This window comes from Pseudomonas sp. Irchel s3f19 (assembly GCF_900187555.1).
GTDB classification, from domain to species: Bacteria; Pseudomonadota; Gammaproteobacteria; order Pseudomonadales; family Pseudomonadaceae; genus Aquipseudomonas; species Aquipseudomonas capeferrum.
Map to the genome: position 1 here is coordinate 317,753 of NZ_FYDW01000004.1, position 15,845 is coordinate 333,597.

The 15,845-nt window shown below is 62.1% G+C and carries 12 protein-coding genes; 3 read left to right on the forward strand and 9 right to left on the reverse strand.

Features of this window, described 5'->3' with window-relative positions:
• Positions 1-59: 59 nt before the first annotated feature.
• Positions 60-1,439, reverse strand: a complete 1,380-nt coding sequence (locus CKW22_RS13385) for a heavy metal sensor histidine kinase (protein ID WP_095064221.1) — start codon at positions 1,437-1,439, stop codon at positions 60-62.
• Entirely contained in the window at positions 1,436-2,110 is a 675-nt protein-coding gene (locus CKW22_RS13390; protein ID WP_033702706.1) for a heavy metal response regulator transcription factor, read from the reverse strand. The genes CKW22_RS13385 and CKW22_RS13390 overlap by 4 nt, the downstream gene beginning before the upstream one ends.
• A 251-nt stretch (positions 2,111-2,361) precedes the next feature.
• On the opposite strand from CKW22_RS13390, the gene CKW22_RS13395 reads away from it, so the two are divergent.
• Entirely contained in the window at positions 2,362-2,565 is a 204-nt protein-coding gene (locus tag CKW22_RS13395; RefSeq protein ID WP_095064222.1) for a hypothetical protein, read from the forward strand.
• Positions 2,566-2,632: 67 nt separating this feature from the next.
• Here CKW22_RS13395 and cmoB read toward each other — a convergent pair whose 3' ends face one another.
• Together cmoB and cmoA are read right to left on the reverse strand one after the other, a co-directional pair.
• Positions 2,633-3,589, reverse strand: a complete 957-nt coding sequence (gene cmoB, locus CKW22_RS13400) for a tRNA 5-methoxyuridine(34)/uridine 5-oxyacetic acid(34) synthase CmoB (protein ID WP_033702704.1) — start codon at positions 3,587-3,589, stop codon at positions 2,633-2,635.
• Positions 3,586-4,329, reverse strand: coding sequence for a carboxy-S-adenosyl-L-methionine synthase CmoA (gene cmoA, locus CKW22_RS13405; RefSeq protein WP_033702703.1), 744 nt, complete (start codon positions 4,327-4,329; stop codon positions 3,586-3,588). The genes cmoB and cmoA overlap by 4 nt, the downstream gene beginning before the upstream one ends.
• Before the next feature lie 190 nt (positions 4,330-4,519).
• Here cmoA and CKW22_RS13410 point away from each other — a divergent pair, with 190 nt between their 5' ends.
• Together CKW22_RS13410 and CKW22_RS13415 are read left to right on the forward strand one after the other, a co-directional pair.
• Positions 4,520-5,716, forward strand: coding sequence for an alpha-xenorhabdolysin family binary toxin subunit A (locus tag CKW22_RS13410; protein WP_050506157.1), 1,197 nt, complete (start codon positions 4,520-4,522; stop codon positions 5,714-5,716).
• A gap of 1 nt (position 5,717) precedes the next feature.
• On the forward strand, positions 5,718-6,659 hold the full coding sequence (locus CKW22_RS13415) for an alpha-xenorhabdolysin family binary toxin subunit B (protein ID WP_033702702.1): 942 nt from the start codon (positions 5,718-5,720) through the stop codon (positions 6,657-6,659).
• Positions 6,660-6,664: 5 nt separating this feature from the next.
• Here CKW22_RS13415 and CKW22_RS13420 read toward each other — a convergent pair whose 3' ends face one another.
• The 5 genes from CKW22_RS13420 to CKW22_RS13440 all read right to left on the reverse strand — a co-directional run bounded on the left by CKW22_RS13420 (position 6,665) and on the right by CKW22_RS13440 (position 15,832).
• Complete coding sequence (locus CKW22_RS13420; RefSeq protein ID WP_033702701.1) at positions 6,665-7,057, reverse strand: protease inhibitor I42 family protein; 393 nt, start codon at positions 7,055-7,057, stop codon at positions 6,665-6,667.
• 113 nt (positions 7,058-7,170) lie between these two features.
• Positions 7,171-9,591: an endopeptidase La gene (gene lon, locus CKW22_RS13425; protein ID WP_095064223.1), complete on the reverse strand. Its 2,421-nt coding sequence runs from the start codon at positions 9,589-9,591 to the stop codon at positions 7,171-7,173.
• 147 nt (positions 9,592-9,738) lie between these two features.
• Positions 9,739-12,150: a glucose/quinate/shikimate family membrane-bound PQQ-dependent dehydrogenase gene (locus CKW22_RS13430; RefSeq protein ID WP_033702699.1), complete on the reverse strand. Its 2,412-nt coding sequence runs from the start codon at positions 12,148-12,150 to the stop codon at positions 9,739-9,741.
• Positions 12,151-12,181: 31 nt separating this feature from the next.
• Positions 12,182-13,516 (reverse strand): carbohydrate porin, encoded by a 1,335-nt coding sequence (locus CKW22_RS13435; RefSeq protein WP_047583634.1) that lies wholly within the window; start codon positions 13,514-13,516, stop codon positions 12,182-12,184.
• A gap of 264 nt (positions 13,517-13,780) precedes the next feature.
• Positions 13,781-15,832: a TonB-dependent receptor gene (locus tag CKW22_RS13440; RefSeq protein WP_095064224.1), complete on the reverse strand. Its 2,052-nt coding sequence runs from the start codon at positions 15,830-15,832 to the stop codon at positions 13,781-13,783.
• Between the last annotated feature and the right edge of the window lie 13 nt (positions 15,833-15,845).

Here is a 15,845-nt window from a genome sequence, read left to right on the forward strand (position 1 = left end):
TGCGTCCCTTTCGTGACGCAAGGCCGCTCCTGCACGCGGCGACATTGCCAGAGCCATCGCTAACCCGGAAATATCAGACTAAACCGGGTCGGCCCTGCCGGGCTGCTCATGACCTCAATCCGCCCCCCATGCAATTGCATGATCGATTTCACAATTGCCAGCCCCAGGCCAGTGCCACCCTCCAGCCGTGAGCGCCCAGCGCCCACGCGGTAAAAACGCTCGAACAACTGCGGCTGATGCTCTGCGGCAATGCCCACCCCCTGGTTCTCAACCCATACCCTGACATCGCCACCCTGGCGCTCGATACCCAGGTCTATGGGTTTGCCTGGCGGCGCATGCCGAAGGGCATTGCTCAACAGGTTCGACAAGGCACGCTGGAACATCAACCGATCACCCGATGCCGTGCCCCAACCGCGAATGCGCAGTTCGATATCCTTGAGCTCGGCGCTTATGGCGAACAGCTCGACCACCTGTGCCGTCTCATCGGCCAGTGCCAGGGGCTTTAGCGCCACCTGGGCCTGCGGCTGGCTGACCTGGGCGAGAAACAGCATGTCGTTGATGATGCGGTTGAGGCGGGTCAGCTCTTCGATACTGTCTTCCAGCACTTCCCGGTAATTGGCATTGTCGCGCTCACGGCTCAGGGTAACTTGAGCCTTGCCCATCAGGTTGCTCAAGGGCGTGCGCAGCTCATGGGCCAAGTCGTCGGAAAATTGCGACAGCTGGCTCACGCCCTGGTCGAGGCGGTCGAGCATCACGTTGATGCTTGTGGCCAACGCTGCCAACTCCTGCGGCAGGCCGGTAGCGGGCAAGCGGTGTTGCAGGTCCTGGGCCGATACCTGCCCGGCAATGCGCCGGAAGTGCTGCAGGGGGGCCAGCCCGCGCTGCACCAGCCACCATGCCGCAGCGCCGATCAATATCAGCAGTAAAGGCAAGACCAGTACGGTAGAGCGCAGGTAAGCCTGAAGCAGTGCGTTGTCGTCGGCTCGGTCGAGCGACATCATCACCCGTACCGGGGTGTCGTCGCGCAAGCGCATCTGACGTGTCGCAGTCAGCATCTGCTTGCCGCGGCTGTCGCGCCATTCGTGGAACGCCAGCCGCGCTCCGGTCTGCAGTTCGCCCACGCGCGACTCCAGCGCCGGCCCCAGGCTGAGCAGATGCGGGTGGCGGCCTTCGAGGGCCAGCACGCTGAGGCTGAGGTTGTCGTGCCCCATCACCAGGTCAAGCAGAGGGTGGGCGCGGCTGCCCAGGTCTTCGCTGCGCAGGTCGACCCGCAGGTTGTGCTCGACCTGCAGCATCTTGCGCGCCAGGTCCTTGCGCGCGCGGCTGTCCAGTTCGTGGTCCAGGGCAACTACGGCCAGGCAGGCCAACAGCAGCACCAGCACCGCCCCCATCAGCGTGACGCCCAAGCCCAGGCGCAGCGACAGGCTGGCGTTGTTCAAAACCGTGCCTCGAGTACATAGCCGACGCCGCGCAAGGTGTGGATCAGCTTGTCATCGAAGGGGTCGTCGATCTTCGCCCGCAGGCGGCGGATCGAGACCTCGACCACATTGGTGTCACAGTCGAAGTTCATGTCCCACACCAACGAGATGATTTGCGTGCGTGACAGCACCTCGCCGGTCTGGCGCATCAGCAGGTGCAGCAAGGCGAACTCCTTGGCGGTCAGGTCGATGCGTTGCCCTGCGCGGTAAGCACGATGGCGGCCAGGGTCCAGCTCCAGGTCGGCCACGCGCAGGGTGCTGGGCTGCAGTTGCTGGTCGTTGCGGCGCAGCAGGCTACGGATTCGCGCCAGCAGCTCGGGAAACTCGAACGGCTTGAGCAAGTAGTCGTCGGCGCCCAGGTCCAGCCCTTTGACCCGGTCGGCCAGTCGGCCGTGGGCGGTCAGCATCATGATGCGCGTGGCGGATTCGGCGCGCAGTCGCTGCAGTACTGTCCAGCCATCGAGCTCGGGCAAATTGACGTCGAGGATGACCAGGTCATAGGCCTGCTGGCGGGCCAGGTGCAGGCCGTCGGTGCCGGTATGGGCGCAGTCGACCACGTAGCCGTTCTCGCGCAGGCCTTGCAGCAGGTAATCGGCGGTACGCAGCTCGTCCTCGATGATCAGTAGGCGCATAAGGGGGCTCGCAGAGGTGAAAAGGGGGCGATTCTCGACCCTGTAGTGACATCAGGGTCAAGCGGCAGGATGTTACGGCATGAGAGGGGAAGATTTGCCTGGATAACGGATTTGTAATCCGCGCGTCATGCCGCTGCCTGGCAGGGGGGGCACCCGGCCACATTGCAGGACTGTAATGCCCGCCTCACCTTGGCGTTAGCTACGCCTCGCTAGGATGGCCCCATCTGAACGGTTATCACGAGGCAAGCACGATGAACCTGATCAAATACCTGCTGCTGGCAACCCTGGCCTTTGGCAGCGTCAGCGCCTATGCCGAAGGTGGCGCCGAGCGGTCCCGGCAGTTCTGGGAAGCCTTCCGTCAGGACCAGCAGCGCCTGCACGGTGAAAAGCAACAGGCCGTGGTGGAACGGGAGCGCACAGCGCAGCAGAAGGCCCGCGAGGTGGCCAAGGACTGACTTTACCCACCTGCGGCGCCATCGCTCCTCGTCGCAGGGTTGTTCGGGCGCCCGTTGGGCGCCTTTTTTATTTGCGCGCTACCAGTGTCGCCCGGCGCGGCGCTGGCAGGCCTTCGATGGTGCGGCTGTGGTCGTTCGGGTCGAGGAAGTCGCTCAGCGACTGGTAGCGCATCCAATCGGTACTGCGCTGTTCGTCGATGCTGGTGACGCTGACGTCAACGCAGCGCACATCACTGAACCCGGCACGGCGCAACCAGCGCTCCAGGGCCGGCACCGAGGGCAGGTACCAGACGTTGCGCATCTGCGCGTAGCGGTCTTCTGGGACCAGAACCTGTTGCTCATCGCCTTCGACCACCAGCGTCTCCAGCACCAGTTCACCCCCTTTGACCAGGCAGTCCTTGAGCGCCAGCAAGTGCTCGATAGGGGAGCGGCGGTGGTAGAAAACGCCCATGGAAAACACGGTGTCGAAACCTTCCAGATTGGCGGGTAGCTCTTCCAGGGCGAACGGCAAATGCCAGGCTGGCAGATCGGGCAAATACTGCTGCACCGCCTGGAACTGGCAGAAGAACAGCCAGTTGGGGTCGACCCCAACCACCATGTCGGCACCGGCGCCGAGCATGCGCCACTGGTAATAACCATTGCCGCAACCGACATCGAGTACGCGCTTGCCCTTGAGGTCCAGGTGCGGGCTGACCCGCGACCATTTCCAGTCCGAACGCCATTCGGTGTCCACATGCACGCCGAACAGATCGAACGGCCCTTTGCGCCAGGGCGACAGGCCCATCAGCGCCTCACGCATCCGCGCGCGGGTGGCATCGTCGCAGTCGCAGTCCAGGCGCAGCCCGTTGACCAGGTCGATTTCGCTCGGTTGCACGGCGGGCAGGGCGTCGAGCGCGCCGCGCCAGCGGTCGAGGTCGCCGTGGCCTTTTTCCAGTTTGGCTTCCAGCTGTGCTTGCAGGCCTTGCGACCAGGAAGCCAGGGGCGTACCCGCCAGGCGGCGGACAAGGGGGGATAGATCGATCATGGCAGGGCTATCAGCGAGGCGAAATTAAGGCATTGGAACCACGGCACCACTTTCGAGAACCCGGCAGCGCGCAGGCGCGCCTTGTGGGTCTCCAGGGTGTCTGGCTTCATCACGTTTTCGATGGCGCTGCGCTTCTGGGCAATTTCCAGTTCGCTGTAGCCGTTGGCCCGTTTGAAGTCCAGGTGCAGTTCATTGAGCAGGGTCTGTTCGTCGTCGTCGGCGAAGTGCAGCTTTTCCGAGAGGATCAACGCGCCACCCGGCAACAGCGCCTGCCGAATACGGCCAAGCAGTTCGAGGCGCTGATCGGGGGCGATGAACTGCAGGGTGAAGTTCATCGCCACCACCGAGGCCGGCTCGAAGGGCAGGGCGAGGATGTCGGCTTCCAGCACGTTCACTGGCAGCAACTCCTGGAACATCGAGTCCTGGGCCGTGAGGTACTGGCGGCAGCGTTCGACCATGGCCGCAGAGTTGTCGACGGCGATTACCCGGCAACCATCATTGCGCACATGACGGCGCAGTGACTGAGTGACGGCGCCCAGCGAAGCACCCAGGTCATACAGCGTGCTGTTCGGCTGAGCGAAGCGTGCGGCCAGCACGCCGAGGTTCTCGACGATGGTCGGGTAGCCCGGCACCGAACGCTTGATCATGTCTGGGAATACGCGCACCACGTCTTCGTTGAAGGCGAAATCGGGTACCTGCTCCAGGGGGTGGGCGAAGAGGCGGTCGGGGGATCGATTCACAGCGGGCTCAAGGCAAAGGCAAACGGTGTCGCATTTTAGCCAAAAGCCAAGGTGCTGACCACGGCTGTCTGTCCTACAAGGCCTGCTCGCTAATTCATACCGCCGGTGTGGATATCCAACCATTCAAGCGTACTCGGTCTTTGGCGTAACTTTGAGGTGCAGATAAAATTAACTTAAGCGGGATGTTGTCATGGAAACATTATCGAATGAAACCCAAACCGCCGGAGGTAAACCCATTGATGAATTGGACGCAAAAAGCCAGGCGACCATTTTGCCGGAGCAATACTTTACGTTTCTGGCGGGAAAGGTGGGGAGTCATTCTCAGGGGGCCGGCCTGCTGACATCTGAAAACCTGCAAGTCATTAAACGCTATGCGCGTACCGTGCGCACGTTATCCCGGCGTGAGGAAGATATCAGCGAAGAAGTCGACTATGAGGCATTGGGTATCGAGGTCAAAAGAATTTTTAATCTGAACACGTTGTTGCATCGGCACGTGGACGAATGGGACAAACTTGAACGGCAGGTCAAAGAGCTGGGGCCGGAAATCGAGATGTTCGCCGACTCCATGATAAGCCGTGGCGCCGCATTGATCACAAGTATCGAGAAAACACCCGCTTTCAAGCGCATTGCCAGTGAAAAAGAAGCGCAAGGCAGCAATATATACACCTCCGAACTCACTGCCGAGGAGCGTAACCAAGTCCTGGCGGTCATAGAGAGGCGCTTGGGGGCGCTAATCGATGAGATCAGACAGACCCAGCAGCGTATTGGGGATGTTGATGCACGGGCGAGCTGGTTCCATAAGGAAATCGAACTCGAAATCAAACCGCAGCTGGTACGTGTCATCAAGAACATTGACGACAAGCTCAGTAACTCCAATATCAATGCGATGGTTGCCACACGCGACGAGTTGGATAGGGAAATCGAACGGTTAGGAAAGCAGTACAGTACCGAAGTCGGATACGCCTTTACCGGTTTGTTAGCGGGGCCGTTTGGCCTGATTATTACGGGAGGAATATTCGGTTCCCGGGCGGAAGACACGAGAAAGAGAAAAAATATTTTGATTAAGCAACGGGATGATCTGGCTGAGCGTTTGTCCAGTGTAGCGCCGATCATCAAGAGTTTTGAGCGCGTCAATAGTACGATCAGGGACCTGATGTTCAGAACGACCGATCTAATAAGTGCGACCCAGCGCTTGGCGGATATTTGGCTTTACTTGAACAAATTCGCGACGTCTTCGCTGGAAGAGTCAAAAAACTTGTCGACGAGCGCTGACCTGGAGGAGTTCGTGCAGGACTTTGCAGATGTCATCAGGCCTTGGGAAAGTATTGGTAATATTTGTCGCGTGTTGACGGAGCTGTTTAACAAAATCTCAAAGGAGGATAAATGAAATGTCAAATCAAACAGCCATTGCCGTGGGCAGTGCAGTGCCGGATTTCGTTGAGCTGAATCAACTGAGATACAAGGCGTTCGAGCTGTGCGATGAGTGGCAGGAGGAAGTGCTGCCGGGTGTCCAGGATCTTTGCCGGCAGTTGAAGGTTGTCATGCTCGATACCGATCGATCACTTCGGGATGCCGTGCTCAGTGGTACGGTGCTACTGGGCAATAAAGTATTCGCTCACTCCTCCGGCAAGGCGGTTGCAACGAGCAAGATCGCTGAAGTTTCCGAGAAGCAGGCAGCCCTGTGCAGCGGGCTGGCACAGAGAACCTTGCGCCTTGAACTGTTTTCATTGTCAGCAATTGACCAGCAAGTGCTACGCCTGGAGAAGTCAGTTGCCGAGCTCGAGCGGGGCATGCCCGACGAATTGCGAGTACAGGCGTTGGAGACCCAGCACGCGGACATCGTCGAAGCCATCGAGGCGTTCAATACTCCTACTGTCACCAAAGCCTTCAAGGGCCTGATCCCCAGTGAAGAGGACATTGATGCCGCTTCTGCGCTGTTCAAGGATCCGAGTGTCGACCCGAAGCTGTTGAAGTTTCTATCTCGTAAGTTGCAATCCCATCTGGACGCGCTCGAGGGCGCACAGACGTTCCATGAGTTGACCCAGGTACGCAAGCGGCTCTACGAGAAACTTCAGGAAGCCAGGCAGCTACGCGCTGACGCGCAAATGCGTAAAGACAAAACCCTGCGCGAACTGGGGGCGACCCGGGCATTGGCCGGTGTCGGTGCGATCAAGGATCAGTGGTTGCAATTGGTGCGCAAGGTCGAGGAGTACTGGCAATACTGCTCAAGCTTGCTCGCGGCAGGCATGGACAGCGACAAGGCGCTGATTGCGCTGGAGGACCTGTACCACTACCTGCAAGCGGTACAAAAGGCCTTCGAGCGCGCGTAGGCCGGTCACTGAACGGTGATTGCACAATCGAAGGTTTGCACGGGCCGCACTTCAGGGGCCCACGGCTGCTGATAGACCAATACCAAATGCCCTTCCCCAGCAGCGCGGGCTTCGAAGCGCCAGGAGGAAATGCCCGCGCTGCCAACGATACCGGCATCCTCGGGGGCGCTGTAAACCTCGGGGCCGAGGCTACGCAGTACATTCGAGGCGGGGTTCTGCACCAACCAGCGGTATCCGGTGGTGGGGTTGCTGGGCAGGGTCAGGGTCAGCGCCTGACCGACCTGCAGCCGCTTGGGGCATTCGCTTTCAGCGTCGAGTTGGACGGATTGCCTGGGCTGCTGGGCGCAGGCAGTCAGCAGGGCGAGGCTCAGGGGAACGAGCAGACGTGGGGCGGCCATGTTGGCTCCGAAGGCTGGCGATGGCCTGAGGATAACCGAACCACATGCAGATTTGTGCTACCTACCGGTATAGGCCGCTTCGCGGTTCGCGCCGCGAAGAGGCCTGCACAGAATCAAAACAGCACTTTCGCCACGTCGGCAAAGCGCTTGGCGAAATGCACCGTCAAGCCTTCGCGCAGGTAGTCGGGCAGTTCCTCGAAGTCGCCGCGGTTGGCCTCAGGCAGGATCAGCTCGAAGATCTTCTGTCGCTTGGCGGCAATCACCTTCTCACGCACACCGCCAATCGGCAGCACCTGGCCAGTGAGGGTCAGTTCACCGGTCATCGCTACGCCTTTTTTCGGCGCTTGGTCGCGTGCCAACGACAACAAGGCGCTGGCCATGGTAACCCCGGCGCTCGGGCCATCCTTGGGCGTGGCGCCCTCGGGCACGTGCAGGTGGATGAAGGCTTCGTTGAAATAGCCTGGGTCGCCACCAAACTGCTTGAGGTTGGAGCTGACGTAGCTGTAGGCGATTTCGGCGGACTCCTTCATCACATCACCCAGTTTGCCGGTCAATTTGAAACCGCGGTTGAGGGTGTGAATGCGGGTGGCTTCGATCGGCAGCGTGGCGCCGCCCATGCTGGTCCAGGCCAGGCCGGTGATCACGCCCTTGCCGGCCAGTACCTGTTCGCTGCGGAACACCGGCATGCCGAGCGCGGCCTCCAGGTCCTTGCTGCCAATCTTGAGTTTGGCATCGGGGTTTTCCAGCAACTTGACCACGGCCTTGCGCACCAGTTTGCCCAGTTGTTTTTCCAGCTGCCGCACGCCGGCCTCGCGGGCATAACCCTCGATCACGGTGCGCAGGGCACTGTCGCTGATGCTCAGGCTGGTCTTGGCCACGCCGGCCTTGTCCAGCTGCTTGGGCCACAGGTGGCGCTTGGCGATGGCCAGTTTTTCTTCGGTGATGTAGCCGGAGAGGCGGATTACTTCCATGCGGTCGAGCAAGGGCCCGGGGATCGAGTCGAGGGTGTTGGCGGTGCAGACGAACAGCACCTTGGACAGGTCCAGGCGCAGGTCGAGGTAGTGGTCGAGGAAGTCGACGTTCTGCTCGGGGTCGAGGGTTTCGAGCAGCGCCGAAGCCGGGTCGCCCTGGTAGCTCTGGCCCATCTTGTCGATCTCGTCGAGCATGATGACCGGGTTCATCACTTCTACATCTTTCAGTGCCTGCACCAGCTTGCCCGGTTGGGCGCCGATGTAGGTGCGGCGGTGGCCCTTGATTTCCGCTTCGTCGCGCATGCCACCGACACTGAAGCGGTAGAACGGCCGGCCGAGCGATTCGGCGATGGACTTGCCGATGCTGGTCTTGCCCACACCGGGCGGGCCCACCAGCAGCACGATCGAGCCGCTGATCTCGCCTTTCCAGGCACCCACGGCGAGGAATTCGAGAATGCGTTCCTTGATGTCGTCAAGGCCTGCGTGGTGTTGGTCGAGCACCTTGCGGGCGTGCTTGAGGTCGAGCTTGTCCTTGCCGTAAACGCCCCACGGCAGGGCGGTGGCCCAGTCGAGGTAGTTGCGGGTCACGGCGTATTCCGGCGAGCCGGTCTCGAGGATCGACAGCTTGCCCATCTCTTCGTCAATGCGCTTCTGGGCTTGCGCGGGCAAGGTCTTGCCTTCCAGGCGTTGCTCGAACTGTTCGAGGTCGGCGCTGCGGTCGTCTTTGGTCAGGCCCAGCTCTTGCTGGATGACCTTGAGCTGCTCCTTGAGGAAGAACTCGCGCTGGTGTTCGCCGATCTGGCGATTGACCTCGGCCGAGATCTCGTTCTGCAGGCGCGCCACCTCGACCTCTTTGCGCAGCATCGGCAGTACCTTTTCCATGCGCTTGAGCATGGGTACGCAGTCGAGTACTTCCTGCAGCTGGGTGCCGGTGGCCGAGGTCAGGGCCGCGGCAAAGTCGGTCAGCGGCGAAGGGTCATTGGGGCTGAAGCGGTTGAGGTAGTTCTTCAGCTCTTCGCTATAAAGCGGGTTCAGCGGCAGCAGCTCTTTGATCGCATTGATCAGCGCCATGCCGTAGGCCTTGACCTCATCGGTAGGCTCGGCGGGTTGGCGCGGGTATTCCACCTCGACCAGGTAGGGCGGGCGATGGTGCTTGAGCCAGGTGCGGATGCGTACGCGGGTCAGGCCCTGGGCGACGAACTGCAGTTTGCCGTTTTCACGGCTGGCATGATGCACCTTGACCAAGGTGCCGTACTCCGGCAGCGCCGAGGTGTCGAAATGGCGGTGGTCTTCGGGTGGCGTGTCCATGAAGAACAGCGCCAGGCAGTGGTCCGGCGTCTTGGCCACCAGGTCGAGGGTCTCGGCCCAGGGTTCTTCGTTGACGATCACCGGCAACACTTGGGCGGGGAAGAACGGGCGGTTGTGGATCGGGATCACGTAGACCTTGTCCGGCAGCTGTTGGCCAGGCAGTGCGAGGGCGTGGCCGGGTACGGCCTGGGTGTCGGTATGCTCGACTTCGCTGTGTTCGTCGGGGTGTTCCGGGAAATCCTGCTGGTCGTTCATGGTGCACCTGCGTGAATGACTATGGTGCTTAGATGGGGCGCGGGGGGATGGGTTTCAAGCTTCGCGTTAGAAGCTGCAAGCTCCAAAAAAAAACGGGGCCATGCAGGCCCCGCTTTCTCTTGTGGCTTGTAGCTTGCCGCTAGAAGCTTAGTCGGCGAGTTTGTAAGCGATGATGTAATCACCCATCTTGGTGCCCAGCGAGCCGTGGCCACCAGCGGTCACCAGCACATACTGCTTGCCGTCTTTGCCGCTGTAAGTCATCGGCGTGGCCTGGCCACCGGCCGGCAGGCGGGCTTTCCACAGTTCCTTGCCGTTGTTGGTGTCGTAGGCACGCAGGTACTGGTCCAGGGTGCCGCTGAGGAATCCGACGCCGCCAGCGGTGACGATCGAACCACCCATGCTCGGTACACCCACCGGCAGGCCGATCGGCACCGGGGTGCTGTCACGGGTGGTGCCGTTCTTGTGCTTCCACACGACCTTGTTGGTGAACAGGTCGATGGCCGCGACATAGCCCCAGGCCGGTGCCTGGCACGGTACGCCCAGCGGCGACATGAAGGGGTGCATGGTCACGGCATACGGTGCGCCGGTGTTCGGCTGCACGCCGCTGGTTTCGCTCTCGCGCTTGCTGCCGGCGGCCACTTGCTCGCGTGGCACCATCTTCGACACGAACGCCATGTAGTTGGGCGAGGTGAACAGCAACTGGCGCACAGGGTCGACCGACACGCTGCCCCAGTTGAACACGCCGACGTTGCCCGGATAGATCAGCGACCCCTGCTCGGACGGCGGGGTGTACTGGCCTTCGTAACGCAGTTCGCGGAACTGGATGCGGCACAGCATCTGGTCGAACGGCGTGGCACCCCACATGGCCTGTTCGGTCAGCTCAGGGCCGAGCAGGTTGAGGTCGGAGCGGGCCTGGGTTGGCGAGGTGTGGTCGCCTTTCACCGCGCCTTGTGGCGTCGGGATTTCGCGGATCGGCACGATCGGTGTGCCGTCGCGGCGGTCCAGCACATACAGGCTGCCCTGTTTGGTCGGCACGATGATCGCCGGTTTCACGCCGTCGGCGGTCTTGAGGTGGACCAGGGTCGGCTGGCTGCCGACGTCCATGTCCCACAAGTCGTGGTGGGTGAACTGGTAGTTCCAGCGGGCCTTGCCGGTGGCCAGGTCGAGGGCGACCACGCCGGCGCTGTACTTTTCGGCGCCCGGGGTGCGGTCGGCGCCCCACTGGTCTGGGGTCTGGTTGCCCAGCGGCAGGTAGATCATGCCCAGGTTTTCATCGACGCTGGCGATCGACCACATGTTGGCCGAGTTGCGGCTGTAGGTTTTGCCGGGTGCCAGTGGCTTGGTGTCGTCCGGGTTGTTGCTGTCCCAGTTCCACACCAGGTGGCCGTCGTGCACATCATAGGCGCGGATGACGCCGGACGGCTCGTTGGTCGACTCGTTGTCGGTAACATGGCCGCCGATGATCACCAGATCACGAGTAATCGCCGCAGGCGAAGTGGAGTAGTAGCCGCCAGCGGTGAACGGGCCGATACCGGTGGTCAGGTCGATCACGCCTTGGTTGGCGAAGCCTTCGCAGACCTTGCCGTTGTCGGCGTTGATGGCGATCAGGCGGGCGTCGGCGGTGGGCAGGTACAGGCGGCGCGGGCAGGCCTGGGCGACTGCCTGGCCGGCGTCGGTGATTTTCGGTGCCGGGCTGCCGTCACGGCTGACGTAGTTGTTCTCGTCATAGTACGAAACGCCACGGCAGGTCATGTGGGCGAAGCCCTTGAAGGTGCCGACCGGGCTCTTGACCTGAGGGTCGTAGCGCCAGATCTCCGCGCCGGTGTCCGGGTCCAGGGCCAGCAGCTTGCTGTGCGCGGTGCAGGCGTAGAGCATGCCGTTGACCTTCAACGGGGTGTTCTGGTTGGTCAGCTCCACCGGGTCGTTGTCGGTCGGCAGGTCGCCGGTACGGATGCGCCAGGCTTCTTCCAGGCGGTAGGCGTTCTGCGGGGTGATCTGGCGCAGTGGCGAGTAGCGGTCGCCATGCTCGGTGCGGCCGTAGGCCTGCCATTCGCCGTCGGGCATGGCGGGCGCGGCACTGGCCATCTCGCTGCTCTCGCGGCCGATTTCGCCGAACACTTCACCGGGGTGGGTGAACTGGCTACCCAGGGCACAGGCGCCAGAGGCCAGCACTGCAACGCCGAGCAGCGCGGTGTTGGCCTTGGCTGCCGGGCCAATCAGCGGGCGACGCGCCCATGGCAGCAGCAGAACCACGCCGATGGCGAACCAGATGGCCAGGCGCGGTACCAATTGCCACCAGTCAAGGCCCACTTCCAGCAATGCCCAGGCCGTGCTGCCGAGCAGCACCAGGCCATACAGCCCAAGGGCGATGCGGCGCTGGGCTAGCAGCAGGATGCCGGACAAGGCAAAGCCGATGCCTGCGATCAGGTAGTACAGCGATCCGCCCAGCTGGCTCAGCTTGATACCGCCAGCCAGCAGGGCCAGGCCCATCAGCAGCAGCAGCACGCCCAGAAGGCGCGGTAGCCAGCGGGTTCCATTCTTGGCACCTTCAGTGCTCATCGTAGGTTCTCCGTTAGGTCAAAAAGTGGGTTCAGAAACTGCTCTGGATTTTCAGGCCGCCGATCAGGGCGCCGTCCACCTGCGACACCCCGCCCGGATGGCGGATGTACTGCAGGTTGGGGCGCACCGTGAGCCAGTCGGCCAGGTGAATGCCGTAGTACAGCTCGGCGCTGTACTCGGTGTCCTGCACAGGCAGGAAACCAGGGTTGTCGTAGTCGTCGAGGCCGGCGGCCTGGTTGGCCAGGCGGGCGTTCTTGCGATAGGCCGGGTTGACGTGCACGCGGGCAAGGGCGAAGCCGATGTCGTCCTTGGCGCGGGCATCGAAAGGCCCTTTGTATACCAGTCCTGCCTGAACATAGTTGTCGATGGCATTGGTCTTCTTGTCGTGCAAAGTGGCGTTGGCGAACAGGCTCAGGCCGCGCGACTGATCGGACGCCAGCGAGGTGACCTGCTGCTGGGCGCCGAGCCACATGCCGTGCTTGCTCGAACGGCTGCGGTAGGCGGCGCCACTGAGGGCGGCCGGCTGGCCGTTGCTGTCGTCGAGCACATCCTGTGCCTTGGCATTACTGTAGTAGTAGCCGGCGCGATATTCCCCTTTCAGGCCATTGACCCGTGGGCTCCACACCAGTTCGATCGGCATGATCGCGCCCTGGGTGCCGCTGCCGCTGAGCTTGAAACCGTTGCCCGATTCCAGGTTGGAGGGGTTCTGCTCGTACACGCCGACCTGGGCATACAGGGTGTCGGCCAGGTTGTAGCGCACGCGCAGGGCCCACTGGCTGACCGGCCAGTTGTACCAGATGCCGCCGACCCAGTTGCCCACCTGCGAGCCGCAGAAGGCCAGGTTCTGGAAGTCGCAGGGGAAGCTGTTGAAGTCTTCACCTTCACCGAAGCGGCCGAATTTGACGTCCAGCGCGCCGTCGAAATACTTCTGTTTGACCCACAGCTGCGTGAGCCGCCAGGTTTCACCACGGCCCCAGACTTCCTGGGCGGAAGTGAAGCCGCCGACGCGTGGGTCGTTGATACGGTCGTTGCTGATGTTGTCGCCGTGGCGCTCGGTGAGGGTCAGTTGGAACTCGGTGTCGTTCCAGCCGAAAATCTTCTGCAGGTCCAGGTGGCTGCCGAAGGTGAACTGGTCGCTGTAGCGCGCGGTGCGATCGTGGTCGTAACCACCGTGCAGGTTGCTGCCCATCTCGCCGGTGTAGCCGAGGGTGAAGTCGTAACCTTTTGCCTGCAATTCACTGCGGGTACCGCCCCAGTCGCCCAGCATCCAGGGGGAATCGCTGGCGAACATCTCGCTGGCGCTGGTGGGGGCGGCAAGTGTGGTCAAGGCGAGGCCGATGAAACAGTTTTTGGGCAACAGAAACATGAGATAGCGCTATCTTTTGATTATTGAACAAACGGCAAGGGCATCGAAGGGCGAGCCCGTCAATGGAAATGGCAACAAGGTGGATTCGATGAAGCGATTCAGCTTGCGGCGGGGAGGATATAGGGGAAGTTGTAAGAAAAAAAGACAAATTGTCGCAGTTGATTGTTGTTGAACTTGTAACAGTGTCCCAGGCGGTACTGACGTTTGCCCACCCTGTGGGACCGGTTGACCCGCGAAGGGGCGCACAGCGCCCCCCCGGGGACTTCAAAACGACGTACGCAACCCGACTTGCACACTGCGCCCAGGCGCTGGCGCGATGTCCCGTAGAATCGAACTGGCATAACGTACCGTCTGGTCTGTCAGGTTTTCACCCCGCACAAACGCCAACCACTGGCTTTGCCCGATGTCGAAGCGGTAGCCCACGCTGGCGCCCAGCGTGGTATAGCCATCGGTGCTTGTCTCATTGCCCGGCTTGCGATGTTGCGACGAGGCGTGCTGCACATCGACCCGCGCCTGCCAACGATCCAGCTCCCAGACCAGCCCGCTGTTCAACCGCAGCGGTGCGATACGCGGCAGTGGCTCGCCACTGTCGAGGTTCTTGGCCCGGGTGTAGTCGCCGGACAGTTCCAGCGCGAAGCTGCCGTAACGGTTCTGCACCAGTTGCCAGCGGTCTTGCGCTTCGATGCCATAGAAGCGCGCGCGTACGCCCTGATACTGGTATTCCGGGAAGCCGCCGTGGTCGTGGTCATGATCGTGATCATGGTCATCTTCGCCATGGTCGTGGTCATGGCCTTCACGCAGGTTGCCCGTGCCGATCAGGCCAATGTAATTGCGAAAGTGGCTGTAGAACACGCCGACACTGCCCTTGTGGGTGCCATTGTCGAAGCGCAGGGCCAGGTCGGCGGAAATGGCCTTTTCCTTGTTCAGGCTGGCATCGCCCACCTCAAAGGCCCCCGTGGCCACATGCGCACCGTTGGCATACAACTCATAGAAGGTGGGGGCGCGCTCGGTGTAGGCCAGGTTGGCGGCCAACGACCATATGGGGTCGAGTTGATACACCGCCCCCGATGACAGGCTGAAAGCATTGAAACTGCTGGCGCTGTCAGCGGCGGAAAAGGTTTCGTTGCCCTTGGCATCTGGGTCGACCCGGGTGTGTTCCAGACGCGCGCCCAGGCTCAGGTTCAGGCGCTCGGTGGCCTGCCATTGTTCGAGCATGAACAGCGCCAGGCTGTCGGTATCGGTCTGCGGCACAAAAGCCTCCTCGCCGAGTGCCGAGAACTCGTTGCGGCTGACCTGGGCGCCGATCACCCCTTCAACGGGCCCGAGCGGCTGATGGCGTGCCTCGATGCGCGCCTCGTAACCCTTGTTCTTGAAGGTGGTGTGCACCTCGCCTTGTTCGATCTCGCGGTGTTCGTAGTCGGTATAACCGGCATCGACCTTGACCGAGCTGAACGGGCCGTCCAGGTCACGCAGTTCGGAGGCGAACCCGTAGTGATCCTGTTGCATGTCCAGGCGTACGCCAGGCTCGGCCACCGAGCCGTAGTTGCTGTCATAGCGGCTGTATGACAAGCCGGCATAACCGTGATCCCAGTGGTAGGCGCCGCCGATCGCTCCGCCATCCTGGCGCCCGTCGCTGTTCTGCAGGCGGTGCTTGCTGCCCGGCTCGTCGGCATCCCGTACTTTAGAGCTGCGGGCGTAGCCGGGGATGCGCAGGTCGTTGAACTGGCGGCTGTTGGCGTCCAGGTGCAGGGCGAAGGCGCCGTTGCCGGCCTCCAGTTTGCCGGCGCTGCTGCGGGTGGTGTCGGCACCGCCATAACGCAGCTCGCCAGCGCCGTGGATGCCTTCGATGGGGGCATCGGGGATGCGGTTGTCGAACGTATTGACCACCCCGCCGATCGCATTGCCGCCATACAGCAGGGCGGCGGGGCCGCGGACGATTTCGACGCGCTCCACGGTCACCGGGTCGAGCGGCACGGCGTGGTCGTAGGACAGCGACGACGCATCCAGGGCGCCGACGCCGTTGCGCAGAATGCGAATGCGGTCGCCGTCCAGGCCGCGGATCACCGGGCGGCTGGCGCCTGGGCCGAACCAGGTAGAGGCGACACCGGGCTGTTTGTTCAGGGTTTCACCGAGGCTGCCTTGTTGCTGCTGCAGCAGGTCGTCGCCTTCGAGCACTGTACTTGGGGCGGCCAGCTGGCGGTTGCCCAGCGGGTTGGCGGTGATCACCTGGGGTTCGAGTTCAACGGCCTGGCTGGGGGATGAGGCCAGCCAGAGCGCGACGGCGAGGGGGGAGAGGCGGAGCGGGATGTACAGCATGGGGATGGGGCGT